The sequence below is a fragment of the Streptomyces sp. HUAS ZL42 genome, assembly GCF_040782645.1.
GTDB lineage: Bacteria > Actinomycetota > Actinomycetes > Streptomycetales > Streptomycetaceae > Streptomyces.
Map to the genome: position 1 here is coordinate 3,468,733 of NZ_CP160403.1, position 25,499 is coordinate 3,494,231.

A 25,499-nucleotide genomic window follows, 5' to 3' on the forward strand; every position below is an offset into this window, starting at 1 on the left:
CCCCCGTTGGTGCTTACCAACACCAGCAAGCAGTCCCTCGTCCCCGGCAGCACGTGCCGCTGACCCCTACCTGTGAGCGGCGTGTGCGTCACCGAAGGGCGTGGTGACCCCGTCGTAGGAGACGCGCAGCATCATTCCCTGCTCGGCGTGGGGCAGGTTGTGGCAGTGATTCATCCAGATCCCGGGGTTGTCGGCCTGGAACGCCACCTCTCACACCTCTCCCGCCCGTACCTCGAAGGTGTCCACCCACAGGGGACTGCCCGACGAGGACGTCCCGTCCCTGGAAAGGATCAGCACGTGATGGCCGTGCAGATGCCAGGGGTGAGTCACCAGGCTTCGGTTGACGACCTTGAACCGGACGAGATCGCCCTCGGCGACCAGCAGGTCCGGGATCGACGGGTGCCCAGCTCGTTGACCGTCTGCGCGTAGGCAGGCCGTCCGTCGACCATGGCGACAGTGCGGTCCAGGACCAGGGTGAAGTGCCGGTCGGCGGCGTCCGGATCGAACGGGGCACGCGCCGGCGTTCCGTACTTCAGGAGATCGAGGTCCGGCCAGTCGGAGGTGTCCTCGATCCGTGGCTCGCCTTCGGCGTCGCCGTCCGGGCGCAGCAACACCCCGGTGTCGCGGTCGTTGTCGAGCACCAGCGCGACGGTCGTGTCCGGCATGACGAACACCAGGTCGTGGCGCCCGCCGGCGGGCAGCCGCAGGCTCACGTCACGGACCTGCTCGGGATGGTTGAGGTCGCGCCCGTCGACGGCCGCGACCTCGGGTTGGTGTGGTCACGGACGTGCTTGTCTGTGCCGGCGGGTTCACGAAGGAATCGTCGCGTCGACGACCGGGAACGTCCTCCGACGGCGGATGGTCGTCCGTACGCAGATCCGCGTACGGAGTTGACGTGTGATCGCGCTCTTCGCCGTAGACGATCACGCACGGACGAGTACTCGGCGTCTCCCGCCCCGGCAGTAGGATCGAGGTCATGCAACGCAGAGCCACGCCGTTGGCAAGCATGCGATCCCCGGCGCCGACCGGAACGGCGCACCTGTGAACGCGGCAGGCGCATCCCCGCTCGGCAACGCTCCGATCAAGGTTCTGCTGGCCGATGACGAGCGTCTCGTGCGATCCGGGTTCAAGGTACTGATCGACGTCGAGGACGACATCGAGGTGGTGGCGGAGGCCACCGACGGTGCAGAGGCCGTCGAGCGGGCCCGTGCGACCCGTCCCGACGTCGTGCTCATGGACATCCGCATGCCGAAGCTCGACGGGATCCAGGCGACCAGCCAGATCGTCAGGACGCGTGGGCTTCAGCATGTCCGGGTCCTGATCCTCACCACCTACGAGACCGACGCGTACGTCTTTGAAGCACTGCAGGCCGGCGCGAGCGGCTTCATGCTCAAGGACGCGGGGCCGGCCGAACTCCTCCATGCCATCCGGGTCGTCGCCGCCGGAGACGCGTTGCTCGCCCCGCGGATCACCCGACGTCTGATCGCCCAGTTCACCGCGCAACGGGTCTCCGCGCAGGCCGGTGAGGACCGGCTGGCGGTCCTGACCCAGCGCGAACGTGAAGTGCTGGCTCTGGTGGGACAGGGCCTGAGCAACGACGAGATCGGCGCTGAGCTGTGCCTGAGCCCGGCCACCGCGCGCACCCACGTCAGCCACGCGATGGTGAAACTGGGTGCGCGGGACCGCGCACAACTGGTCGTCATCGCCTATCGGACGGGGCTCGTCAGTCCGTAGCCGACCCCTTGGCCGTGGTGCTCCTCCCTGATCCGACGACGCGCTCCGTCGCGCCCGTCCACGCATGCCTCATTCACGGGATTACGTGGTGCGTCGTGCCGTGCCCGGCCCGGTCGAACACCGGATGCGCGAGGGACCTCGACCGCGTCACACGGACACGCCGGCTTCCGCTGCGGAACGGCGACGCGGTGAACGGGGCGGGCGCGGCCTATGCTCTGCCTCTCGACGTCCGCGCCGCGGAAGGCGGTTGCGGCCTCACACGCACGCCGCCGACCGCCGCCACGAGGAGAGATCCTGCATGACCGGGAACGAGAGCGAGGGCGCCCTGGCGAGCGTCCGCTACATCGTCGACGACGTCCAGGCCGCGATCGACTTCTACACCGCGCACCTCGGCTTCACGGTGCTCACCGCGTTTCCGCCCGCGTTCGCCGATGTCGTACGAGGGCCGCTGCGGCTGCTGCTCTCCGGCCCGGCCAGCTCGGGTGCGCGCGCCACTCCCGCGGACGTCGCCGGCAGCGGGCGCAACCGCATCCACCTCGTCGTCGACGACCTCGAGGCCGAGCGGGAACGACTGCAGCGGGCCGGCGTGGTGCTCCGCAGCGACATCGTCTCGGGGCCCGGCGGACGCCAACTGCTACTGGCCGACCCCGCGGGCAACCTCGTCGAGCTGTTCACTCCGGCAGCCGGCCGCTGAGCCCGGGACGAGGGAACGCGCCTGCGGAGCCCGGGACCCGCCCGGTCGGGCGGTGCGGCGCGAACGGGCCGACGCCAGGCCGCCCGATGACCATGCCGACCAGCGCGAGCCCCACGCCGGCGAAGGACCCACCCTGCCCATCACCGGCGCCGACACCCCCGCCGGAACCGGCCATCGCAACAACGCCGAAGACGGCGCCCACCAGTCCGAGCCCCACGCCGACGAAGAACCCACCCTGCCTTTCACCGGCACCGACACCCCCGCCGGAACCGGCCATCGCAACAACGCCGAAGACGGCGCCCACCAGTCCGAGCCCCACGGCGACGAAGGCCGCGTCCTGCCCCTGCCCACCACCGGCGCGACCGGTGGAGCGCAGCGTCGGCACGTCGATGACCACGCCGGCCGGCGCGGCAGCAGGGCCACCCCGGGCACGGCCCGGCCGGAGCCACCGCTGTCCTCCTCGGCGGCCGAGACCTGTGCGGCTGCTGGTGCGGCAACTGCCGGCGGCCCCGAGCAGGGCCGCCGGTGCCGCGGTGAGCGGGCGCCGGACGGACATGGAGCCCCCTTCACATGCTTGATGCGTGTACGGGAAGGCGCAGACGGGTCAGACCTTGACCCCTCCCTCGACCTCGGCCGGGGGCGCGGGGACCGTCTTCGGTGCCCGGCGTGCGGGCATCCACCAGTTGGCCTTGCCGAACAGTTCCATCACGGCGGGCATCAGGACCATCCGCACGACGGTGGCGTCGATGAGCACGGCGATGGCCATGCCCACAGCCCCCTGCCTGACCGCGACGTCGGGCCCGAGCACGGAGGTCATGAAGACGGCGATCATGATGGCGGCCGCGGCCGTGATGACCCTGGCGGTCCGGGCCAGCCCTCGGGTGACGGACAGTCGGGTGTCGCCGGTTCGCTCGTACTCCTCACGGATCCGCGAGATCAGGAACACCTGGTAGTCCATCGACAGGCCGAACAGGACCGGGAACATCGTCATCGGCACCCAGTTCGTGACCGGCATCTCGGTGGGGAACCCGAAGGCCGTGCCGAGCCATCCCCACTGCACGATCGCGACCACCACACCGAAGGCGGCGCCGATCGAGAGCGCGTTCATCACCGCGGCCTGCAGGGCGATCGTGACCGACCGGACCAACGCCAGCATCAGCACCATGGACAGCGCGATGACGACCCCGATCATCAGCGGCAGACGCTCGGCGGAGTCCTCGGAGACATCGATGGTGGTGGCGTTCGGTCCGCCGATGAGGACCGCTGCACCACCGGGCGTCCCGGGCAGCACGTCGTCGCGGAGCCTGTGCACCAGGTCCGCGGTCGCTTCGTCCTGGTATCCGGTCGTGGGGAACGCGGTGAAGGTGACGGCCTGCCCGTCATTGCTGACCTGGGGCGGCGTGGCCTGGGCGATGCCCTCGGTCTTGCCGACCGCTGCGACCACGGGACTCAGATCGGCGTCCTTGGAGTCGACCCGGGCGGCGAAGATCAGGGGTGCCCCGTAGCCCGGACCGAAGCCCTCGGAGAGGATCTTGTACGAGATGTAGCTGCTCCGGTCGCGGGGCTGAACGCTGGCGTCGGGCTGGCTCAGCCGCATGTCCAGCATGGGGGCGGCCAGGGCCAGCAGGAACCCGCCGGCGAGGATCGCGGAGGTCAGCGGCCTGCGCTGCACCACGCCGGCCCACCGCTCGGCGGGACTACGGCGCTGGAACCGCGCTTCGGCCGCCCGGTCCCGGCGGGACGCGCGACGAGGCAGGCGCAGCGAGTTGATCTTGTGGCCGGTGAACCCCAGGAACGCCGGCAGCAGGGTCACCGCGGCGACCATCGTCACCAGCACGGCGATGGACGTGGCGACGGCCACCCCGGTCATCAGCCGCTGTCCCATGACGATCAGACCGAGCAACGCGATCACGACGGTCAGGCCGGCGAACATCACCGCGCGACCGGCGGTGGTGATGGCCGTGACGGTTGCGGTCTCGGGGTCGTCGCCGTCCCGCAGGCCGTCCTTGTAGCGGGTCACGATGAACAGGGCGTAGTCGATGCCCACCCCGAGCCCGATCATCGCACCGAAGATCACCGTGAAGCCCGGCGCGGGGACCACGTGCCCCACCAGCTTGATCAGCGCGAGGCCGGCCGCGAGTGCCAGCACGGCGGTCACGATCGGCAGGCCCATCGCCACCAGCGACCCGAAGGCGATGAACAGGATCACCGCTGCCGCCAGGATGCCCACACTTTCGGCAGGCCCCTGCGCGGGGGTCTCGGCCTTCTCCGCCATGTACCCGCCGAGCCCGAAGGCGACGCTGTCGTCGGAGGCGTCTTTGACCACCTTCACCAGGGGCTTGACCTCGCTCTTCTCCACCTCCTTGCCGGTCAGCGGGATGGTCGTCCGAGCGATATGACGATCCTTCGTCACCAGGTTCGCGTCCTGGTACGGCGAGACCACCGGTCCGGTGATGGACGAGTCGGAGAGATCGGTGACGACCTTCTCGATCTTCTTCCGGGCGGCAGGGTCGTCGATTCCCTTGTCCGCCTTGATCGCAAGGGTCAGCGTGTCCCCCGACCGTTCGGGAAAGTGCTTCTCGATCAGCGCCTGCGCCCTGGCCGATCCGGAGTCTCCGCCGGAAAAGTCGTCGTCGGAGGCGGCGCCGTAGGTGAAGCCGACGAACGCCACGACGATCACACCGACGATCCAGGTCAGGAGGACCATGCGCCGACGGCGGTAACAGAAGCGACCCAGTCCCGCCAGAGCTCCGTCCGTACGTGGAGACTCGGTTGTCATCATCTGCTCCTCAGTGGTCGAGCCTTGCGAACATGGCTCGCTTCTCGAAAGGGGGGAGGTTGATCGGTCACCACGGAGATCGGTCACCACGGAGATCGGTCACCACGGAGATCGGTCACCACGGAGATCGTTCCCTGCGCAGGGCGGCCTCGGCCTCTGCCGACGGATGGTGGCGTCTACGCAATCGGGCGTAACCCGCCGTGCGCTCGCCGCGCCTGACGACGTAGCAGGTCGAGCAGCTGAGCGCAGCGTTGTGCGTGGACCCCGACAGTAGGATCACGGCATGAGACTCCGCCCCGGGTCGTTCTCCCTGCGGGTGCTGGCCCAAGACGTGCCGCTCGCGCTCTTCGTCACCGTGATGCAGGTGCAGGGCACGGTCGCCCTCGCCGCCGCCCGGGGGACGGAACAGCGTTCGCTCGCCGACGTCGGACACCTCGGCTTCACACTGCTGGTGGTGGGTGGCCTGGTCGTGGCCGTCCGCCGCGTGTGGCCCGTTGCGGTGTTCGTCACCGCCGCGGTCGCCAGCCTGGTGTATTACGCCCTCGAGTTCCCGGACGGCTACGGCTGGCTCGGACTCATGATCGCCCTGTACACCGTCGCCGCCTACGGTGACGGGCGCCGGTCATTGGCGATCGCCGGCGTGGGCACCGCTGTCCTGGCCACCGGGTGGCTGTTCGCGTCCGCCGACGTGGAGCCACGCGAAGCCATCGGCTGGGTGTTCTTCCGCATCGGTGTGGCGGTCATGAGCACGACTCTCGGCGAGTCCGTCCGGTCCCGGCGGGTCATCGCGGCCGACGCTCAGGAACGTGCGGAACTGGCGGAACGTACCCGCGAGGAAGAAGCCCGCGCGCGGGTCGATGCCGAACGGCTCCGGATTGCGCGCGAGGTCCACGACACCGTCGCTCACGCCATAGCGATCATCAACGTGCAGTCCGGGGTCACCGCCCACGTGCTCGACAAGCGACCGGAACAGGCCCGCGAAGCGTTGCAGACCATCGAGCAGACAAGTTCCCGGACGCTGCAGGAGATGCGAGCCATCCTCGGCGTCCTCCGTGGCGACGACGACGGCCCCGTGCCGCACGTCGGCCTGGAACAGATCGACGACCTCACCGCGGAGGCACGCGCCGCCGGACTGGACGTCACGCTCGAAGTGGACTCGCCCGCGGCGCCGCTGCCGAGCGCGGTGGACAGTGCCGCCTACCGGATTCTTCAGGAGTCGATCACCAACATCATCCGGCACACCGGCCCGACCAGGGTGACGGTCGCGGTGAACCCGGGAATCGACCATCTGGAGATCCGCGTCACCGACCAGGGCCGCGCCGGTTCGCATGGCGCCCCCGCGACTCGGCCGTCCCGCAACGGCACTGGCACAGGCACGCCGGACAAGCCCAGCCGCGGGATCCTGGGCATGCGCGAGCGCTGTCAACTGCTCGGCGGAGAGCTGAACGCCGAGCCGACTCCGGGCGGGGGGTTCGAGGTCACGGCACGGCTGCCCCTCGCACCGACCGGGTCACGCCTCTGAAACGGAGCGTCCCGCAGCCGTTCGAGGCAATTCACTGTGCGGGCGTGAGCCCTGTCCAACCTCCCTGCCGGCCCTGGGCAGTTGACCTGTGACCCCGTCAGGGGCAAGGCGTTCCGGGGCGCCGGGGATGAGGAGTTCCACGATCCGGGCCACCGTCTCGTGTCCCAGCAGGCGTTGCGCCGGGCCTTGGCGACGTCGCCGAGCCCCCGCCGGGACCGCCACGACGCTGCCGCCGCCGTGCCGCGGCAGGGCTCTGACGCAAAGTCGCCCGTTGCTGACCCACACCCGTGGGGACGACGCCGAAAGCCCTTTCACGAACAATCACGGCGCCATACACGGTTGGTTGCGGCGTCGCCGTCCGACGGCCGAGCCGCCGCACCCTGTCCTTTGCGTCCGCAATATCAGCCCACGTCCGACAAGGTCCAGTGATCTACGTCACCACCCCCCATTTTCCCGTGATGTTCGCCGGCCGGGCAGCGCTGCTCGAAGTGGGCCACCCCTGTGACGGGTGTGCCCAAACGTGACTTCTGCCGGGGATCCCGGCCTTCTGTGGGGTGGATACGTCGTGAGTCGTCGTACGTCGCATGCGTACAGACCGCTGAGCCTGAAACGACGGGCGTGGCTGACGCTCGGTGCGGTGGTGCTGGGAGGCGGAGGGGTGGTGACGTACGCCGTAGCCAGCCCCTCCGGGGATTCCGGCTCGGTCGGCCAGGCCAAGCGGCCCGTCAAGGTCTACGACCTCGCGCTGAAGGGCACGTCCGGCGACAGACGGGAGCTGGCCCGCACGGAGACCAAGCAGTTCTCGTTGCTCGGCGTCACGTGGGCGGGTGCCAACAAGCGGTTCGACGGCACAGTGCAGGTGCGCACCCGCAGCCGTGAGACCGGCGAGTGGAGCGGCTGGCAGGACCTGGAAACCAACGTGGACCCGCTGGAGAACCCCGGCCCGGATGTGCGGGGCGCGACCGAGCCGCTCTGGGTCGGCTCCTCCGACGGCGTCCAGGTGCAGGTCCTCCGCAAGGACGGCAGCACCGGCGCCTTGCCCAAGGGACTGACGGTCAACCTGGTAGACCCGGGTGTGGTGACGGACGCCGAGGCCAAGGCCGGCGGCACCGAGCCCGCCGCGTACGTCGAGGAGACTCCCAGCGCCACGGCCACCGACACCGCCACGGCCACCGACTCCGCCTCACCGACAGACAGCGTCACCGCCACACCGACGGACGCGCAGACCAGCGCCTCCCCGTCCCCGACCGACACGACGCCCGCGGCCACCGCAACCGCGACCGCCACGGGAACCGCGTCCCCCTCGACGAGCACGAGCACGTCCCCGAGCCCGTCGGCCTCCACGCCCTCCGCACCGCCGTCCACCGTGCCCGAGCCGCCGATCGTCTCGCGTGCCGGGTGGGGCGCCGACGAGTCGCTCAGCCCCGACCCGTCGGAGTACAACGCCGATGTGAAGGCCGTGTTCGTCCATCACACGGACGGGACGGACTACGACTGCTCCCAGTCGGCGTCGATCGTGCGGGCCATCTACGCGTACCACACCGCCCCCAAGCCCAACGGCAACGGCTGGAACGACATCGGCTACAACTTCCTGGTCGACAAGTGCGGCACGATCTTCGAGGGCCGCAAGGGCGGCGTCGACAAACCGGTGCTCGGCGCGCACACCTACGGCTGGAACCGTGAGTCCGCGGGCATCGCGGTGATCGGCAACTATGTCTCCACCGGTGCCTCCAACGCGGCCCTGGCCTCGGTCGCCCGCATCGCTGCCTGGAAGCTCGGCCAGTACAACGCCGACCCCGCCACCACAGTGCAGCTCAAGGCGGGCGCGACCCAGACGAACTACACCGGCACCAGCTTCACGGCGGGCAGCCTCTACACCTTCAAACGGATCTCCGGCCACCGCGACGGCTACAACAGCCAGTGCCCCGGAAGCTCCCTCTACGCCCAGCTGCCGACCATCCGTGCCTGGGCGTCCGGCCCGGTGCAGGGCCTGAAGGTCACCTCGGTCGCCGGCGCGGGCCTGTCGGGCTCGACGTACTACACCAAGGGCGCGATCACGGTGAAGTGGTCGGCCACCACGCCGGCCTCGCTCATCAAGAGCTACCAGCTGCTGGTCGACGGCAAGGTCGTGGCCACCGCCTCCGGTACGGCCACCTCCGTCGCCACCACACTGGCCGCGGGCAGCCACACGGTCGCCGTGCGGGCCGTGCACCAGTCGGGCAAGACCGCGACGACCTCCGCGCTGAACTTCGTGGCGGAGACGACCGCGCCGACCTTCACCACCACCCCGAAGCTGTCCCTGCGCACCGGCACCGTCAACACCACCGCCGTCCCGGTCACCCTCGGCTGGAAGGCGACCGACAACGCCGCGCTGAGCTCCGTGAAGCTGCTGACCCCGACCACGGCCACCTTCGGCCCGACGGTCACGAGCTCCAGCCGCACCGCCGCGTCCGGCACCGCGGCCACCTGGTCGATGCGGGCCTTCGACTACGCCGGCAACTACAACACGTCCTCCGCCTCCTACACCCCGCTGATCCTGCAGGAGACCTCGGCGACCAGGACCGGTACCTGGACCAGCCGTTCCTCCACCAGCTACCTCGGCGGCAAGTCCTACTCCAGCGGCTCCAAGGGCGCCAGCCTCACCTGGACCTTCACCGGGCGCTCCGCCTCGTGGGTGGTCTCCCGCGCTTCGTCCTCCGGCCAGGCCTACGTCTACGTGGACGGCGTCAAGGTCACCACCGTCGACCTGAAGTCCTCCACCACCCTGTACCGGCAGGCGATCTGGACCAAGACCTGGTCCAGCAGCGCCAAGCACACCGTCAAGATCGTCGTGGTCGGCACCAGCGGCCGCCCGACCGTCACCACGGACGGTCTCGTCTACATCAGGTAACACCGAGATCGGGCAACCCTGCTCTCGTAGCATGACGTCGGCCTTCACGATCCCGCCCGGATCGTGAAGGCCGACGTCGTGTCATGCGCCGCGGCAGCAGGCTCGACCAGGTGTGCGGTGTGACAGCGTCAGCGCTCCCTGCGCTGTGGCCTATGGCGCAAAGGATGGCCAACGTTCAGTCCGCAGGAAACGAGGTGAGAGTGCGCGTGCTGGTGGCGGAGCGCTATCGGCTGGACGGGCCGCTCGGGCAGGGGTCCATGGGCGAGGTCTGGCGGGCGACGGATCAGATGCTCGGCCGCCCGGTGGCGGTCAAGCTCCTGCGCACCGGCGCCACGGAAGGCGACGGGGCCGAGCGGTTCCGCCGGGAGGCCCGCATCGCCGCCCGGCTCAACCACCCGCATGTGGTGGCGGTGTACGACTTCGGGGGCTACGGCGATCAGCACTACCTGGTGATGGAACTGGTCGACGGCTGGACGCTGCGCCAGGAACTCCACGCCCACGGCACGCTGGATCCGTACGACGCGGCCGTGCTCGGCGCGCAGGTGGCCGAGGGGCTGGCCGCGGCGCACCACGCGGGCGTGATCCACCGGGACATCAAACCTGCCAACGTGATGCTCACGGCCGAACGCGACGTGAAAATCACCGACTTCGGGATCGCCCGCTTCGCCGACGAGACGACCAGCACGCTTTCCGCGACCGGCAAGATCGTGGGTACCGGCGACTATCTGGCGCCGGAACGCGCTCTGGGACAGCCTGCCGTGCCCGCCTCCGACCTCTACTCGCTCGGCTGCATGCTCTACCACCTGCTCACGGGCCGCCCGCCGTTCCTCGGCAGGACCACCCTGGAAGTGGTCCAGCAGCAGGTGAGCGCCACTCCCGTGCCTCCCACCGAGCTGCGGCCGGACATCCCTCGGCATCTGGCCGACTGCGTTCTGCGGCTCCTGGCCAAGGATCCGGCACACCGCCCGACCGCCGAGCAGACCACCGACCTGCTCGTCCCGAGTCAACGCCCGCCCCACCCGGGCCCGCCGGACGGGACCGTTCCCCCGGCTGCCACGGGCGCGGCCGCGCCGCCGCCGGTCAAACCTGTGGACGGCTCCCGGAAGCGCCGGAAGGCGATCCTCGGCGCCGGGGCGGTCGTCCTGTTCGGCGCGGCGGCCGGCGTGGGAGTCGCGCTGAACTCCGGAGGCACCGCCTCTCACCCTTCTCCGACGGGCTCTGTGACCTCCCCGTCCACACCCACCGACCCTGCGGCGCCAGGCTCCGGTACCGCTTCGGCCACCTCCTCGTCCGAGCCGTCCTCGTCACCGACCGCCGGCCACAAGGCAAGGGGCAAGGACGACGGCAAGGACGACGGCAAGAAGCGACGCCGTTAGACGTTCGAAGGTGCACGGTTCGTGCCCGACGCGTGAAGGCGGTAAGTCCCGCCGGTCACAAGGGTGTTGTCCTCGCAACCATCCGATGCCGCCCGTGACGCCGCCGACCGGCGGTGCGCTGGAGAGAGTGACCCGATCATGAAGGGTCCAGGGGTCCGCCCTCTTGGGGGAGGCATGCGGGCCCCGGCGTGCGGGAGCGGGCGGGTCCCCCGTGCCGGCCTGCTCCTGCACGCGGCGGAAAGTGCGGTGGAGAGCCGACAAGAGCGGTGGAGAGCTGACAAGTCCGGTCCACACGAGGTCCCGGAGAATCGCCGCAGGAGTGTCACACAGGCTGCACACAGTCTTTCGAATGCCCCGTTAGCGTTGCCGGCAGCCCGCCTGTCGGGCGACGACGTGCTCGATCGACTCAGGAAGACCGCGGATGGACTACTGCTCCTCGTGCCAACGGCACCTCAATGGCGCCCTGGTGTGTCCGGGGTGCGGTGCCTACGCGCCCGACATCGCCCCCACCCTTTTCAACGATCGTGCGGTCGGGGGCGGTTCTGAGGACGGCACCCTGCGGTCCGCGCCGTCCACCGGCCCCGGCACTCCCCAACCCGCCCCGTCCGCCGACCTCGAGGGCGCGCCCGCCGCGCCGCAGGGGCGGGCGGCGCGGCGCCGCCAGTTGGCCCGCTGGAAGAAGAACCAGCGCCGGGCCGTGGTCGCGACCGCTGTCGCGCTCGTCGGAGGCGGCCTGACCGTCGCCACGATGGACCGGCACTCCACCGACCGGGCACAGGCGGCCACAGCGCCCGAGGACCCGGGGACCGACGCCGGGGAGGAGCCGACGGGGCAGTACACCAGCCCGGCGTCGACGCCACCCGACGCCCGCCGGTCCTCGCCCACTCCTCCCGAGCAGGCCCCCGCGGCCGGCGTCCCGCGTCAGCGGGCCGCCGCCCCGCCGCCGGCGCCGCGGACGGACACCGCCGCGCGGCCCGCCACGACGCCGGTGCCGGCCCAGCAGCCTCGCACCGCCTCCCCGTCCGCCGAGGCGACGCCTCCCGAGCGCACGGATACGGTGTCGCAGCAGGCGCCTGCTGCGACGGGGGTACGCAACCGGCAGCGCAGCAGCCGAATACGTCGACGGCGACCACCTCGCCCTCGGAGGTCTGTCTCCTCGTCCTCTGCCTCGGCTGACCCGCGCCAGGGGGCTCCGCCCCCTGGCGACGACGAGCCGTCAACCCCCAGCGGCGCGTACGGGCGTCCCGTGGACCCGGGACAGTTCGGTGGTGCAGCGTTGCAGGGCCACCTCCATGACCTCGGGCATGGTCAGCGTGCCGGTGCCGTCCGGGGGGCAGAGCCAGCGCAGGGCGCCCCAGCGGCAGTGCGGTGCGGGAGCGGCGATCCACGTGCCCTTGCCGAGATGGCGCACGCCGGTGCCGATCCAGACGGCTTCCGGTTCAGGGGGCAGGAAGAACCCCACGCGACGGCGTCGGGCGTCGAACAGGCTGGGGCCGGGGTTGAGCAGCGGAAGCTCGTCCAGGAGGCCGGCGACGCGCAGTCCCAGCTCCTCCGGCACGATCAGGACGTCCCAGAAGCGTCCCGCGGCCAGGAGTGTGACCCCGGTGTTGCCGTTCTGCCACTCCTCCTTGCAGGCGCGCGGGTCCTCCGATGCCGCGGCCAGCCACTCCATTGACCTCGTCCACTCAGTGAGTGCCAATCAAAGCCTCCTTGTGGTGCACCGGCGTCCAAGACGGCCGGAGGCCCCAGTGCACCGGGTGCCGTGGGTCGCGGCCATACGGGCGGGCTCAATTCCCCGTATGGGGTGAGCGCCGGCGCGCCGGACCAGGGGGGACACGCATACATGCGCCCCCGCACCACTGTTTGGGGCCGCACAACCGCCCCTCTAGTCGAAGTCCGGCCACGCACCGATCTCGCTCGGCAGCCCGTCCACCTCCGCCGTCCGGACGGCGTGCGGGGAACCCGTGACGGCGATGCCCAGCCGGGTGCCGCCGGGGCCCTCGGCGCGGGCGGTCAGGTGGCCCTCGTCGGAGAGGTGGGCCGTGACGAGGGTTCGGCCGCCGTCCTCGTCGGTGAGGATCGCCCGGGCCGTGTGCGAGGGTTCGGGGCGTACCCACACGGCGGTCACCTGCTGGAAGGGGGCGCTGCCGGCACGGTCGGCGGGGGCGGTGGTGATGAGCAGGGCCCCGGCGCGCAGCCAGAGCGGAGCGGTCGGCAGCGGGAGATCGACGGCGTGCCAGGCCGGGCCCGTGACCGCTTCTCCGCCGTGGTACGGCAGCCACTCGCCCGGCGGGAACCAGACGTGCCGTCCTTCGCCCGGGGCGTACAGCGGGGCGACCAGCAGGTCGGGGCCCAGCAGGTACTGGAGGTCGGCGGCGTGGGCGTCCGGGCGGTCGGGGTGGTCCAGGGCGATGGGGCGGGCCAGGGGTTCGCCGGTGCGGACGGACTCGACGGCCGCCGAATAGACGTACGGCAGCAGGCTCATCCGCAGGCGGGCCGCGTGCAGGACCGCCGCGTACGCCTCCTCGCCGAAGTCCCAGGGCAGCCGGGAGGTCATGCCGTGGAAGCGGCTGAGCGGCGACAGCAGGCCGAACTGGGCCCAGCGCACGAAGAGTTCGGCGTCCGGTGTGCCGTGGAAGCCGCCGATGTCGTGGCTCCAGAAGGGGTGGCCGGAGAAGGAGAGGGAGAGGCCGGCGCGGAGTGTGGCGGCGAGGTCCGGCCAGCTCGCGTTGGGGTCGCCGGTCCATTTGGCGCCGTGGCGCTGGCCGCCGGTCCAGGTGGAGCGTCCCCAGGTGAGGCCGTGGCCCGCGGTGGCCTCGCGGGTGACCTCGGCGACGAGGTCGTTGAAGAGCAGGGGGTAGAGGTTGTGCAGGCGGTCTCCGGTCATGCCGTTGTGGGCGACGGCGTCGGCCGGGACGGCCTCGCCGAAGTCGGTCTTCAGGACGGACGCCCCGCTGGCGAGGGCCTGGCGGACGCGGCCACGGAACCAGTCGACGGCACCGGGGTGGGTGAGGTCCAGCACGGCGGTGGGGGGATGGGCGCCGCCCCAGACCTGGCCGAGCCAGGTGTCGCCGGGCGCTGAGGCGGTGCGCAGGAACCAGCCGTTGCGGTCCGCCTCCGCGTAGTAGGGGCTGTCGACACCGACGTACGGATTCATCCACAGGGAGACGTGGAAGCCCTGTCCGGCCAGGTCCGCGACCAGCCCCCGCGGGTCGGGGAACGCCTCGGTGTCCCAGCTCATGTCGGACCAGGAGCCGTGCGGCTGCCAGTACGTGTCGATGTGCAGGACGTCGCAGGGGAAGCGGCGGGCACGGATCTGCCGGGCGCGTTCGCGGACGTCGTCGGCGGTGTCGTGGCGGAAGCCGCCGGAGATCCAGGGGCCGAAGGCCCACTTGGGCGGGAGCAGGGCGGGGCCGGTGAGGTCGCGGTAGGCGGCGAGGCACTCGGCGGGGGTGCCGGTGATCAGGTAGTAGTCGAGCGTCTCGTCGGGGACGGTCATCGACCAGGCGCCGGTGTTGCTGTGTGCGAGGTCGAAGGACGCCGCGGTCGTGGTGTCCACGAGGACGGCGTAGCCCCGGCTGGAGATCAGGTAGGGCACGGCTTTGTAGGAGCGGGTGCCGGTGGAGCCGAGGGCGTCCTGGACCCAGCAGTCGACCCGCCCGCCGCGCAGGTCCGGGCCGGTGAAGCGTTCGCCGAGGCCGTAGAAGTGCTCGTCGGGACGGGTGGCCCAGCTGTCGTGGTGGGCGAGGCGGCCGTCGGTGAGTTCGGTGACGCCGAGCGGCAGTACGGTCGGGCGGCCGTCGGGGTCCTGTACGTCGGTGGCCTGACGCAGGGTCCGGCCGTGACGGTCGGTCAGTTCCATGGTGAACGGCGTCAGGTGCACCTCCACCCGCAGGGCGTCGAGCTGGAGGGTGACCGTGTTGGGCGACTGCTCGGCGGTGCAGCGGCCGCCGGGCGGTGCGGTGACGAGGGCTGCCCTGGGTGCGGTCGGTACGCCGTCCATGCGCAGGGTGACGCGGACGACCGTGCCGGTCGTGGGGCGCAGGCGGAGCGTGCCGGTGCGTCCGGCCGCGGTGCGTACGTCCAGGGCGGCGCCGTCCGTGCCGGCGTGGGCGACGGAGGCGCTGACGACCGGGTCGAGCGCGGTGGGCCCCGCGGGGGTCAGGGGCGGGGGCGGGGCGACGTAGGCCGTGTGGTCACGGGGATGCAGGGAGGACATGGCTTTCCCGGTCGTGAGGTCGCGTGGGCGGGCTCATCGTCAGCCCCTGACGCTGCCGGCGGTGAGGCCGCCGACGATGAAGCGCTGGAAGAGGGCGAAGACGCAGACCACCGGAATGCTGATGAGGGTGGCGGTGGCCATCAGGGCTCCCCACGCCGTGCCGTGCTGCCCGATGAACGCGTTGAGCAGGACGGTGACGGGCTGGACGTCGGGGCCCTCGGCGAGGGTGAGCCCGAAGAGGAACTCGCCCCAGCCGAGCAGGAAGGACAGTCCGGCCGCCGCGACCAGTCCCGGCACCATCAGCGGCAGGACGACGCGCAGCAGCACGCCGGGCAGCCCGCAGCCGTCGACCAGTGCGGCCTCCTCCAGCTCGGGCGGGACGCTGAGCAGTACGGGACGCAGCACGATCACCGTGAAGGGCAGGGTGAGCGTCGTGTCGGCGGCGATCAGGCCGGCGTACGTGTCGTCGAGACCGGCGCGGCGTTCCAGGATGAACAGCGGCGCGGCGAGGACGATCGCGGGCGGCAGCTGGGCGACGAGGAGGGCGAGCACCATGGCGCCCGAGCCGCGCATGCGCACCCGGGCGAGCGCGTAGGCGAGCGGGACGCCGAGGAGCAGGGTCAGTGCCACCACGCCGCTGGAGATCACCAGGCTGTTGACGAGGGCCCTGGTGAGTCCCTGGTAGCCGAGCGCCGTCGAGTAGTTCTCGCCGGTGACCGGTGCGGGCACCCACTGCGGGGTGGGGGCCAGGATCCGGTCCGGCGGCGTGAGGCTGGTCTTGGCCATCCAGTACACCGGCAGCAGGAAGGCCGCGGTGATCACGAGGGCGGTCGCGGTGAGCAGCCAGGGGTGGCGCGGCGGTTTCACACGGCACCTCCTGCCGCTTCCTCACGGCGCAGCCGTCGTACGTAGATGACGCCCGTGAGCAGCGGTACGACGAGCAGCAGCAGGCCGGCGGCGGCGCCCTGCCCGAACCGGAAGAACTTGAAGAAGACCTCGTAGACGTAGAGGGAGAGCACGCGGGTGGCGTCGACGGGGCCGCCGCCCGTCATCACGAAGACGATGTCGAAGACCTTGAAGGTGTAGATGAGGCCGAGCAGCAGCACGGTCACCGACACCGGCCGCATCAGCGGGAGGGTGATCCGGCGGAAGCGCTGCCAGGGGCCCGCGCCGTCGATGGCCGCGGCCTCGTGGAGTTCGGGGTCGATGGTGTGCAGGCCCACCAGGAGCAGCAGCATGTTGAAGGGCACGCCGACCCAGATGTTGGCGAGGACCACACCGGCGAGGGCGGTGGACGGGTCGGTGAGCCAGTCGTGGGAGAGGCTGTCCGGGCCCACCGCACGCAGCAGGGCGTTGTAGGCGCCGGACTCCGCGTCGAGCAGCCAGCGGAAGAGGGTGCCGCTGACCACCGGCGGCAGCAGCCAGGCGACCAGCAGCAGCGAGCGCAGGAGGCCGTTGAGCGGGAACGGCCGGGCGAAGAGCAGGGCCAGGGCGAAGCCGATGGTGAACTGGAACGCCAGCGAGCCCAGGGTGAAGACCAGCGAGAGGCGCACGGAGTGCCAGAAGGCGGGGTCGTCGACCACGACCCGGTAGTTGTCGAGGCCGTTGAACGGCCCTCCCCCGCCGAGCAGTTGACCCAGCTTGACGTCGTGGACGGACGTCCATGCGTTGTAGAACAGCGGGTAGGCCAGGAAGAGGGCGAGGAAGGCCGTCCCCGGCAGGCAGAACAGGTAGCCCGCGCGTCGGCGGTGTGCGGACGGCTGTGTGCCGCTGCGTGGCCTCATTGAGCGGCCAGCGCCTTGTCGATCTTGACGGCGGCGGTCTGCGCGGCCGCGGAGGCGGACACGGAACCGGTGAGTACGGCCTGTTCCGCCTCCGCGACGGTCTGCGAGATGTCGGCGTAGTGCGGCCCGTACCGTCGCGGACGGGCGAGGGGCAGCTGGCTGAGGAAGAGCCGCAGGGCCGGGTCGGAGGCCCAGGTACCCTCGTCCGCCAGGTCCTTGCGGGACGGGAGCTCGCCGAACGACACCAGGTACGGCACCAGGACCGACGGGCGCTGGGTGTACTCCAGGACCTCCCACGCCTTGTCCACGTGCTTGCTCTTGGCCGTCACCACCCAGTTCTCGCCGCCCAGACAGGTGGCGGCCGCCCGGTCGCGGGGCAGGGCCACGACGTCCCAGTCGAAGTCCGCCGACTTGAGCGTGGGGATCTGCCAGGGGCCGTTGATCTGCATCGCCGCGCGCTGGTTGAGGAACCGCGTGTTGACGTCCTGCTGGGTCCAGCCGACGCACTGTTCCGACAGGGATCCCTTGGCGATCAGGTCGTCGAGGAAGGACAGCGCCGTCGCGCCGTACGTGGCGAAGGTGTCCAGGTCGCCGCCCGCCTGCCACAGGAACGGCAGGAACTGGAAGACGCCCTCCTCGGTCTTGATCGCGCTGAGCGCCAGGCCGAACCGGTCCCCGCTGGTCAGCCGCTGGGCCGCGGAGGCCAGTTCGTCCCAGGTGGTGGGGGGTCTCACCCCGGCGGACTCGAGCATCCGCGTGTTGTAGTACAGGGCGAGGCAGTTGCTGTTGTTGGGGATGCCCAGGGTCTTCCCGCCGACCTGGCAGCCCTCCCAGGGACCCTTGTAGTACTGGTCGGCCTGGCCCCACTCCTCGACCCGGTCGGTGAGGTCGGCCAGCAGGTCGCTGCCGGCCAGGGTGTTCATGGCGACGTTGTCGACGATGGCGATGTCCGGCAGGTCGCCGGAGATCGCGCCGAGGGTGATCTGCCGGTCGAGCTCCGCGAACGGGAAGGTCCGCCGCTCGATCCGCACATCCGGGACGCCTTGCTCGATGTCCTTGATCAGGCGGTTCATTCCGGGCTGGAAGTTGTCCAGGGTGAAGTAGTCCCACCAGGTGAGGGTGACCGTGCTCGATTCCTCGGAGCTGCAGGAGGCGAGGGCCCCGCCGAGGCCGAGGGCAGCCGCTCCCGCGCCCGCGGTGCGCAGGAAGCCGCGGCGGTCGACGGTGTACGACATGGGCTGCTCCAGGGGTCGGTGATCGAGGATGCAGAAACCGACGTATCAGAAATCTATGTCGAAATCGGGGAATTCCGGCTCGGGTTCCGAACCGGGTACCGGTCGGCAGGGCCCCGTGCTGGCGCGCAGGGTGATCAGGGGCTTCAGCAGGACGTGCCGGGGGCGTGAGCCGGGTGAGCGCAGTCGCTCCGCCATCAGGTCGACGGCCACCCGGCTCATCTCCTTGGCCGGAATCTCGGCGGCGGTGAGCGGCGGGCTCACCTGCTCGGCCCAGGGGCTGGCCGCCACGCCGACGACCGAGAAATCGCGCGGCACGCCGCGGCCGCGCCGCGTCAGCCCCCGGTAGACGCCCTCCAGGGCCGCCTCGTTCTGGGTGACCAGCGAGGTGGTCGCCGGGTCGTCGCTCAGGATGCGCTCCACGGCCTCCTCGCCGGAGGCGAGGTCGTCGCCGCAGAGGTACGCGTGCGGGGTGAGCCCCAGTTTCGTCATCGCCTCGGTGTAGCCATCGTCCCCGAGGCGTGCGAACCCGTACCCGCTACCGAACAGCTGCTCGGACCGGTTGACGAAGGCGATTCTGCGGTGGCCCAGGTCGGCGAGGTGCTGAACGCAGCCGGCCGCCAGTCCGGCGAAGTCCAGATCGACCCAGCCGGTCACATCCGTCCGGGGGTTGCGGCCGATGGCGACGAAGGGGAAGCCGGTATCGGCCAGATGCTCGACACGTTCGTCCTCGCGGCAGACCTCCATGACGATCACGCCGTCCACCCGGCGCCCGCCCACCATCCGCCGGAACGAGTCGTCGTCGTCCGTGCCGGCCGGGGAGAGCAGCAGGTCGTAGCCGTATTTGGTGGCGGCCTCCGCGACACCGCCGACGAAGGCGAGCTGCATCGTGGTGTACTCCCGGCCCCGGCCGGCCGGCGGGTAGAGCAGCCCGAGCGTGTGCGTCCCGTCGGCGTCCGCCGTGTCGGGGTCTGCCGGGTGCGGCGCTGTCGGGTCGTCCGTGTGCTCTGTCATGGTCAGCTGACCGGGAGGGATTGCTCGGCCCAGATGGTCTTGCCCATGGCGGTCTGCCGGGTGCCCCAGCCCTGGGTGAGCTGGGCGACCATGTGCAGCCCCCGCCCGCCCTCGTCGTAGGTGCGGGCCCGGCGCAGGTGCGGAGCGGTGCTGCTGGCGTCGGACACCTCGCAGATCAGGGTCCGGTCCCGGATCAGCCGCAGTCCGATCGGTACGTCCCCGTAGCGGATGGCGTTGGTGACCAGCTCGCTCACCACCAGCTCGGTGACGAACGCGGCGTCCTCGAGCCCCCAGGCCGCGAGCTGGCGGCTGGCCTGCGCCCGGGCGTCGGCCACGATCGCCGGGTCGGCCGGCAAGGCCCAGGCGGCGACCTGGTCGGCGTGCAGGGCCCGGGTGCGGGCGAGGAGGAGCGCCACGTCGTCGGGCGGGCTGTCGGGCAGCAGGGCCTTGAGGATGGCGTCGCAGGTGACCTCGAGCGAGGGCACGGGGAAGGCCAGGGCCTCGCACAGCCGCTCGATGCCGAGGCTGACGTCGCGTTCGCGCGCCTCGATCAGGCCGTCCGTGTAGAAGGCCAGCAGGCTGCCCTCGGGGAGTTCCAGCTCGGTGGACTCGAAGGGCAGCCCTCCGACGCCCAGCAGCGGGCCGGGGCTGAGGTGGACCGAGCTGACCGTGCCGTCGGGGAGAAGGAGGGCGGGCGGGAGGTGGCCGGCGCTGGCGAGGGTGCAGATGCGGGAGACGGGGTCGTACACGGCGTACAGGCAGGTCGCGCCGATCTCACCGGTTTCGTCCCGGACGAGGCTGTCGGCACGGTCGTCGTCCGAGGTGAGGTGGATGACCAGGTCGTCGAGGTGGGTCAGGAGTTCGTCGGGAGGCAGGTCGACGTCGGCGAGGGTGCGCACGGCGGTGCGCAGCCGCCCCATGGTGGCGGAGGCGTGGATGCCGTGCCCGACGACGTCACCGACGACGAGGGCGACGCGGGTGCCGGACAGGGGTACGACGTCGAACCAGTCGCCGCCCACCCCGGCGCCCGTACCGGCCGGCAGATAGCGGTACGCGACCTCCACGGCCGCCTGCCTGGGGAGATCGCGGGGCAGCAGACTGCGCTGGAGGGTGAGGGCGTTGGTGCGCTCACGGGTGTAACGGCGCGCGTTGTCCACCCCGACGGCCGCCCGCCCCGCGAGCTCCTCGGCGAGCAGCAGGTCGTCGTGCACGAACGGCTCGGAGCCCTCGCCGCGGACGAAGACCGCCACCCCGAGGGTGATGCCGCGGGCCCGCAGCGGGGTCGCCATGACCGAGTGGAAGCCGTACTCGCGGACGCGGGCGCTCCTCGTCTCGTGCTCGGTGACCCATCGGACGAAGTCGGGGTCGTCCTCGCCGCTGAGCAGGGGCTGGCCGGTGGCCAGCGAGCGGGCGGGCGGGGCGTACGGAGGGTAGGTGTCGACCGCCCCGAGGTCGATGGCGGCCTCCGGCACGCCGGAGGTGGGGGCGGTGGGGGTGGTGGCGGAGACGGACTGGTGCGCGACCCGGCGCAGCACCACGGCGGCGTCGACGGGCCCGGGGATCGGCTCCTCCCCGCGCAGTACGGAGTCCAGCAGGTCCACGCTGACGAAGTCGGCGAGGCGGGGGACGGCCAGATCGGCGAGTTCCTCGGCGGTGCGGGTCACGTTCAGGGTGGTCCCGATCCGGGCGCCGGCTTCCTTCAGCAGGGCCAGCCGCTGCCGGGCCGAGCGCTCCTCGCTGCTGTCGAACGTCGCGGTGCCGACCCCGGCCACCTCACCGGTGGCGGGATCCCGGACGGGCCACAACTCGATCACCCAGGCGCGCCGGCGCGCGGTGGCGGTGGGCGGGGCCGGGGTGACGTACTCGTACTGCAGGGAGCTGCCTTCTTCGGCGACACGGCGCACACAGCGCAGGAAGCCCTCGTCGGCGGGGGGTGCGGTCAGGAGGGCCGGGTAAGGGGAGCGCGGGGCCTGGTCGCCGGACTCCGCGGTCGCGTTCATCTGCCAGGAGCGCGAGGCCGTGGTGTAGGTGGTGAGAGCGATCGAGGACTGGGCGAACGCCCACTCCAGCATTCTGCGGTCGCGTTCGGACTCGGTGGGGCCGAGGGTCGCGGACACGACGAAACCCTGGGTCGTACCGTCGGCGCCCAGGGAGGGGTGGGCGTGCAGGGTCACGTCGACGCGGTGGCCGTCCCGGTGCCGCAGGGCAGCCGTACCACTCCACTCCTGGGATGCGGTCAGGGAGACTCCGGTCGCCTCGGGGGTCTCCCTGGCGACGAGGAGTTCGGCCGCGGCACGCCCCACGACCTCCGGGGCCCGGTGACCCAGCAGCCGCCGCGCGCCCTCGCTCCATCCCGTGACGATGCCCTCCAGGCTGACGGTGGCCGTCGCGGCATCGGGTGACCACCTGTAGTGACCGTTGTTCTGATCAAAAGTGGCCATTCTTGCTCAATTCACGCAGGTGAGGTTACTCACAGTCCCAGCGTGCGCGCCGAGCAGGGATCGGACAAGTCGGACTCACGGGTGTGGACCGGGGAGACGAACGACTCAGACCCCGACGGAAATGAGGTCCCGCCACGGCTCACGACGAAGGCCCGGCCGAACGGATCCGGCACCACCTGACCGCGGACCCGGACGTCACCGAGAGGCGGATGCTCTCCGAGTGGATCGACGCGGGGGACGCGTTCGCGGCGGGGGTGCCACCGACGTGAGGAGGGGCGGCGATCACGCCGTGCGTTTGCGGGTTGTCGTCTTCTTCGTCGTCTTCTTCGCGGTGCTCTTCGTCGCCGTCTTCTTCGCCGCCGTCTTCGCCGTCGACTTCTTCGCCGATGCCGCTGTCGTCTTCTTCGCTGCGGCCTTCTTGGCCGTCGACTTCTTTCCCGCCGCCTCCTTCGGAGCCGCCCGTGCCGTCTTCCGCGGCGCGAGGCGTCTGACCTCGGCCTCCTCCGCCTCCGGCTCCTCGCCGCGCGACTCCCTTGCCGCCCGCACGCTCTTCTCCAGCGCCGCCATCAGGTCCAGGACCTTGCCGCCGGCCGCCGGCTCAGGTGCCTCCGGCAGCGCCTCGCCCGCCGCCTTCGCCGCGATGACCTCCTCCACAGCCTCGCGGTACTCGTCGTGGAGGTCTTCCAGATCCACGTCCCCCAGCGTGTCCATCAGCGTGTCCGCCAGGTCGAGTTCCTTGTCGCGCACCGTCACGTTCGTGTCCGGGGCGACGCCCTCCGGCGCGCGGACCTCGTCCGGCCACAGCAGGCCGTGCATGGCGATGGCGTCGCCGACCACCCGCAGCATGCCCAGGCGCTCACGGCCTCGCAGCGCGTACTTCGCGATCGCGACCTTGTTGCTGCGTTTCAGAGCCTCCCGCAGCAGCGTGTACGGCTTGGCCGCGGGGGCGCCGCCCGCCGCCAGGTAGTACGCCGCGTCCATCTGGAGCGGGTCGATCCGGTCGCCGGGCACGAAGGCCACGATCTCGATCGTCTTCGCCGTGGGGATGGGCAGGTGGGACAGGTCGTCGTCCGTGATGGGGATGATCGTGCCGTCCGCGTCCTCGTACCCCTTACCGATCTCCGTCCCACTCACCTCACGGTCCTCCAGCTCGCAGAACTTGCGGTAGCGAATGCGGCCGCCGTCCTCCGTGTGGATCTGACGGAAAGAGATCGAGTGGCTCTCCGTGGCGTTCACCAGCTTGATCGGGATGCTGACGAGACCGAACGAGATGGCACCGTTCCATATGGATCGCACGTCGGCATCCTTTCGGTCGGTTCACTACAACTTGTTCATATTTGCGTCGAAATATCTGGGATTCTCATCGTATGACGCCGATCACAGAGGTGGAGGGGCGACGGCTCGCGCTCAGCAACCTGGAGAAGGTGCTGTATCCGGCGACCGGCTTCACCAAGGGCGAGGTGCTGCACTACTACGCGACCACCTCCGAGGCACTCCTGCCCCATCTGCGGGATCGGCCGCTGTCCTTCCTGCGCTATCCCGACGGGCCCGACGGCCAGGTCTTCTTCGCCAAGAACGTCCCACCGGGTACGCCCGACTGGGTCACCACCGCCGAGGTACCGCGGATGGAGGGGCCCGCGCGGATGGTGATCGTGCAGGATCTGGCCAGCCTGATGTGGGCGGCCAATCTCGTCACCGAGTTCCATACGCCGCAGTGGGTGATCCAGGCCCCGGGTGAGGCCGACCGGATCGTCCTCGACCTCGATCCCGGCGCCCCCGCCACCGTCGTCGAGTGCTGCGAGGTCGCCCTGTGGCTGCGGGAGCGGATGGCTGCGGACGGGATCGAGGCGTACGCCAAGACCTCCGGGTCCAAGGGGCTGCATCTCCTGGCCGCCCTGCGGCCGACCTCCTCCGAGTCGGTCACCGAGTACGCCAGGCAACTGGCCGTGGAGGCCGAGCAGGCCATGCCGCGGCAGGTCGTCCACCGGATGACGCGCAGTCTCCGTCCCGGGAAGGTCTTCGTCGACTGGAGCCAGAACGCCGCCCGCAAGACGACCGCGACCCCCTACACCCTGCGGGCCCGCCCCGAGCCCACCGTCTCGGCGCCGGTGACCTGGACCGAGGTCGAGGAGTGCGGAGACCCCGCCCAGCTGGCGTTCCGGGCACAGGACATCGGGCCACGCCTACAGGACTACGGCGACCTACTGGCCCCGCTGCTCGACCCGGACCACGCCGGGGCACTTCCCTGAGGGCATCGCCCTGCTGTTCAGCCGAACTCGTTCAGCCGCACAACGTCACACCCGCTCCCACGTGTGCCGGTCCCGCGCCATCGCGTGCAGGGCCTCCACGTCCGCCGGCTTGAGCACGCCACCGAGGCGGGCCAGGTCCGTGAGGTCCGTGTCCTGCAGGACACGGACCTCACGGAGTGGGGAGGTGATCCGCAGGTCGGCGGGGCCCACGAGCGCCAGCACCGGGTGGACCTCGGCCGTCAGGGCGTACGAGGCGCGGTCGGCGTCGGCGCGGACGCGGCGCAGCAGGGGGCGGGGGTCGCGGCGGCCCAGGGCGACCATGGGGTCGGCCACCAGGACCCGCTGCTTGCGGGCGTGGAGCGTGTGGATCGCGAACAGGCCGGCGGGGCCGATGGCCAGGTGGTGCACGCGGTCGCCGCCGGGCAGCGGGATCGAGTGCAGGGCGTGCCAGCCGGCCCCGTCGAGGCGGTCCAGGGCCTCCCCGACCGTCTGCTCCGCCTCCAGCGCCCGGCGCCGCGGGTCCGGACGCAGCCGGTGGGCGGGGCCCGGGTCCCGGTCGAGGTCGACGAGGAGCGCCTCGCCGGGGCGGTTCGGGGCCAGGTCGTCGTCCGGGTGAAGGGAGAGACGGGCCAGCTCCGCCGGGGTGGGGACCGGGGGCGGGCCCACCGCGACGGGCCCGGTCAGGAAGGGGCCGAGAACCTCCAGGACGTCCTCCCTGTGGTCCTCGCTGAGCAGGTTCACCCGGGCTGCCTCACGGTCGTACCAGGCGATGTTCCTGCCGTCCGTGAAGCAGACGTACAGCCGTTCCTGGCCGTGCCGCCAGGTCGGTATGACGCGCAGTCGGCTCATGCACCATCACCCCACGACCATGGGAACAGGCGGGGTGCTCCAGGGGCAAGAAGCCGGTTACCTTTGACAGGAGTTGGGCCTGTCCGGCGGATCAGGTCGCAGGGAACCCGCAGTGGCTGATCAGCGCCGATTCGCCGGGCAGGTCCGCGGGTGGAGTTGGGAGGCGCGATTGCGTACTCGCAGGAAGCAGCCCGATGTGCCGGCTCCGGACAGTCCGTGGAACGAGATCGTGCCAGGCCTGTGGATGGGCGGGCACGAGTTCCGGGGGCAGTCCGGGCAACTGGAGTTCGCCGTCGTGCGCGATGAGTTCGATCTTGTGCAGACGCTGTTGCGGTTACCGGGGCACGGACCCGATCCCGGTGTCCGGCACCATGTGTGGCCGATCCCGGACGGGCCGCTGGACGGAACGCAGCTCGCGGGAGTGATGCGGCTGGCCCAGTCCGCGTGCGAGGCACTGGACGAGGGCCGCAGGGTCCTCGTCCGCTGTTACCACGGGTACAACCGCTCGGGGCTGGTCATAGCGCACGCACTGGTCCACGGGGGCCGCTCCGCCGACGAGGCGATCCGGCTGATACGCTCCCGCCGCTCGCCGTGGGCCCTGCACAACGAGCTGTTCGTCGAATACCTGCGGGCCGGACTGCCGACGGCCCGGCTCCTCGAGGAGCTCACCGAGTAGCGCCTTCTATGGTGTACGGGGCCACGATCGTCCCGCAGCA

20 protein-coding genes and 1 pseudogene are annotated in these 25,499 nt (G+C 71.0%); 7 read left to right on the plus strand and 14 right to left on the minus strand.

Annotated elements, in window-relative coordinates:
• Positions 1-66 precede the first annotated feature (66 nt).
• Both ABZO29_RS15765 and ABZO29_RS15770 read right to left on the minus strand, forming a co-directional pair.
• Positions 67-393 (minus strand): annotated as a pseudogene (locus ABZO29_RS15765) (multicopper oxidase domain-containing protein).
• On the minus strand, positions 327-713 hold the full coding sequence (locus tag ABZO29_RS15770) for a hypothetical protein (protein ID WP_367320818.1): 387 nt from the start codon (positions 711-713) through the stop codon (positions 327-329). The pseudogene ABZO29_RS15765 and the gene ABZO29_RS15770 overlap by 67 nt, the downstream one beginning before the upstream one ends.
• Before the next feature lie 328 nt (positions 714-1,041).
• On the opposite strand from ABZO29_RS15770, the gene ABZO29_RS15775 reads away from it, so the two are divergent.
• On the plus strand, positions 1,042-1,734 hold the full coding sequence (locus tag ABZO29_RS15775; RefSeq protein ID WP_367320819.1) for a response regulator: 693 nt from the start codon (positions 1,042-1,044) through the stop codon (positions 1,732-1,734).
• A gap of 298 nt (positions 1,735-2,032) precedes the next feature.
• The gene (locus ABZO29_RS15780; protein ID WP_367320820.1) at positions 2,033-2,428 is read left to right on the plus strand and encodes a VOC family protein; all 396 of its coding nucleotides are present in this window, start codon (positions 2,033-2,035) and stop codon (positions 2,426-2,428) included.
• Here the strand turns inward: ABZO29_RS15780 and ABZO29_RS15785 are convergent.
• Positions 2,406-2,984, minus strand: a complete 579-nt coding sequence (locus tag ABZO29_RS15785) for a DUF6223 family protein (protein WP_367320821.1) — start codon at positions 2,982-2,984, stop codon at positions 2,406-2,408. The two genes, ABZO29_RS15780 and ABZO29_RS15785, sit on opposite strands and share 23 nt — an antisense overlap.
• Before the next feature lie 48 nt (positions 2,985-3,032).
• Positions 3,033-5,135 carry an MMPL family transporter gene (locus tag ABZO29_RS15790; RefSeq protein WP_367320822.1) on the minus strand — a complete coding sequence of 701 codons (2,103 nt, stop codon included), beginning with the start codon at positions 5,133-5,135 and terminating at the stop codon, positions 3,033-3,035.
• Between the two features lie 355 nt (positions 5,136-5,490).
• On the opposite strand from ABZO29_RS15790, the gene ABZO29_RS15795 reads away from it, so the two are divergent.
• The 3 genes from ABZO29_RS15795 (at position 5,491) to ABZO29_RS15805 (ending at position 10,995) form a co-directional block, all read left to right on the plus strand.
• Complete coding sequence (locus ABZO29_RS15795) at positions 5,491-6,729, plus strand: sensor histidine kinase (protein ID WP_367320823.1); 1,239 nt, start codon at positions 5,491-5,493, stop codon at positions 6,727-6,729.
• 565 nt (positions 6,730-7,294) lie between these two features.
• Entirely contained in the window at positions 7,295-9,619 is a 2,325-nt protein-coding gene (locus ABZO29_RS15800; RefSeq protein ID WP_367320824.1) for an N-acetylmuramoyl-L-alanine amidase, read from the plus strand.
• A gap of 164 nt (positions 9,620-9,783) precedes the next feature.
• Positions 9,784-10,995, plus strand: coding sequence for a serine/threonine-protein kinase (locus ABZO29_RS15805; RefSeq protein ID WP_367320825.1), 1,212 nt, complete (start codon positions 9,784-9,786; stop codon positions 10,993-10,995).
• A gap of 921 nt (positions 10,996-11,916) precedes the next feature.
• On the opposite strand, the gene ABZO29_RS15810 is transcribed toward ABZO29_RS15805, so the two are convergent.
• The 9 genes from ABZO29_RS15810 to ABZO29_RS15850 all read right to left on the minus strand — a co-directional run bounded on the left by ABZO29_RS15810 (position 11,917) and on the right by ABZO29_RS15850 (position 22,981).
• Positions 11,917-12,045, minus strand: coding sequence for a hypothetical protein (locus ABZO29_RS15810; protein ID WP_367320826.1), 129 nt, complete (start codon positions 12,043-12,045; stop codon positions 11,917-11,919).
• A 166-nt stretch (positions 12,046-12,211) separates the two neighbouring features.
• Complete coding sequence (locus ABZO29_RS15815) at positions 12,212-12,694, minus strand: hypothetical protein (RefSeq protein ID WP_367320827.1); 483 nt, start codon at positions 12,692-12,694, stop codon at positions 12,212-12,214.
• 186 nt (positions 12,695-12,880) lie between these two features.
• Positions 12,881-15,214, minus strand: a complete 2,334-nt coding sequence (locus tag ABZO29_RS15820) for a TIM-barrel domain-containing protein (RefSeq protein ID WP_367320828.1) — start codon at positions 15,212-15,214, stop codon at positions 12,881-12,883.
• Between the two features lie 39 nt (positions 15,215-15,253).
• A complete protein-coding gene (locus tag ABZO29_RS15825) occupies positions 15,254-16,081 on the minus strand; it encodes a carbohydrate ABC transporter permease (protein ID WP_367320829.1) in 828 nt (275 codons plus the stop codon).
• Positions 16,078-16,998: a carbohydrate ABC transporter permease gene (locus ABZO29_RS15830; protein ID WP_367320830.1), complete on the minus strand. Its 921-nt coding sequence runs from the start codon at positions 16,996-16,998 to the stop codon at positions 16,078-16,080. Before ABZO29_RS15830 ends, ABZO29_RS15825 begins: the two co-directional genes overlap by 4 nt.
• Positions 16,995-18,233 (minus strand): sugar ABC transporter substrate-binding protein, encoded by a 1,239-nt coding sequence (locus ABZO29_RS15835; protein ID WP_367320831.1) that lies wholly within the window; start codon positions 18,231-18,233, stop codon positions 16,995-16,997. Before ABZO29_RS15835 ends, ABZO29_RS15830 begins: the two co-directional genes overlap by 4 nt.
• A gap of 45 nt (positions 18,234-18,278) precedes the next feature.
• The gene (locus ABZO29_RS15840) at positions 18,279-19,244 is read right to left on the minus strand and encodes a LacI family DNA-binding transcriptional regulator (protein WP_367320832.1); all 966 of its coding nucleotides are present in this window, start codon (positions 19,242-19,244) and stop codon (positions 18,279-18,281) included.
• Positions 19,245-19,246: 2 nt separating this feature from the next.
• Positions 19,247-21,685, minus strand: a complete 2,439-nt coding sequence (locus tag ABZO29_RS15845; RefSeq protein ID WP_367320833.1) for a SpoIIE family protein phosphatase — start codon at positions 21,683-21,685, stop codon at positions 19,247-19,249.
• A 282-nt stretch (positions 21,686-21,967) separates the two neighbouring features.
• The gene (locus tag ABZO29_RS15850) at positions 21,968-22,981 is read right to left on the minus strand and encodes a Ku protein (protein ID WP_367320834.1); all 1,014 of its coding nucleotides are present in this window, start codon (positions 22,979-22,981) and stop codon (positions 21,968-21,970) included.
• Positions 22,982-23,052: 71 nt separating this feature from the next.
• Between ABZO29_RS15850 and ligD the strand changes: the two genes are divergently transcribed.
• Complete coding sequence (ligD, locus tag ABZO29_RS15855) at positions 23,053-23,934, plus strand: non-homologous end-joining DNA ligase (RefSeq protein WP_367320835.1); 882 nt, start codon at positions 23,053-23,055, stop codon at positions 23,932-23,934.
• Between the two features lie 45 nt (positions 23,935-23,979).
• Here the strand turns inward: ligD and ABZO29_RS15860 are convergent, their stop codons facing one another.
• Complete coding sequence (locus ABZO29_RS15860; protein ID WP_367320836.1) at positions 23,980-24,783, minus strand: nuclease-related domain-containing protein; 804 nt, start codon at positions 24,781-24,783, stop codon at positions 23,980-23,982.
• Between the two features lie 169 nt (positions 24,784-24,952).
• Here ABZO29_RS15860 and ABZO29_RS15865 point away from each other — a divergent pair, with 169 nt between their 5' ends.
• Positions 24,953-25,459: a dual specificity protein phosphatase family protein gene (locus tag ABZO29_RS15865; protein ID WP_367320837.1), complete on the plus strand. Its 507-nt coding sequence runs from the start codon at positions 24,953-24,955 to the stop codon at positions 25,457-25,459.
• Positions 25,460-25,499 lie beyond the last annotated feature (40 nt).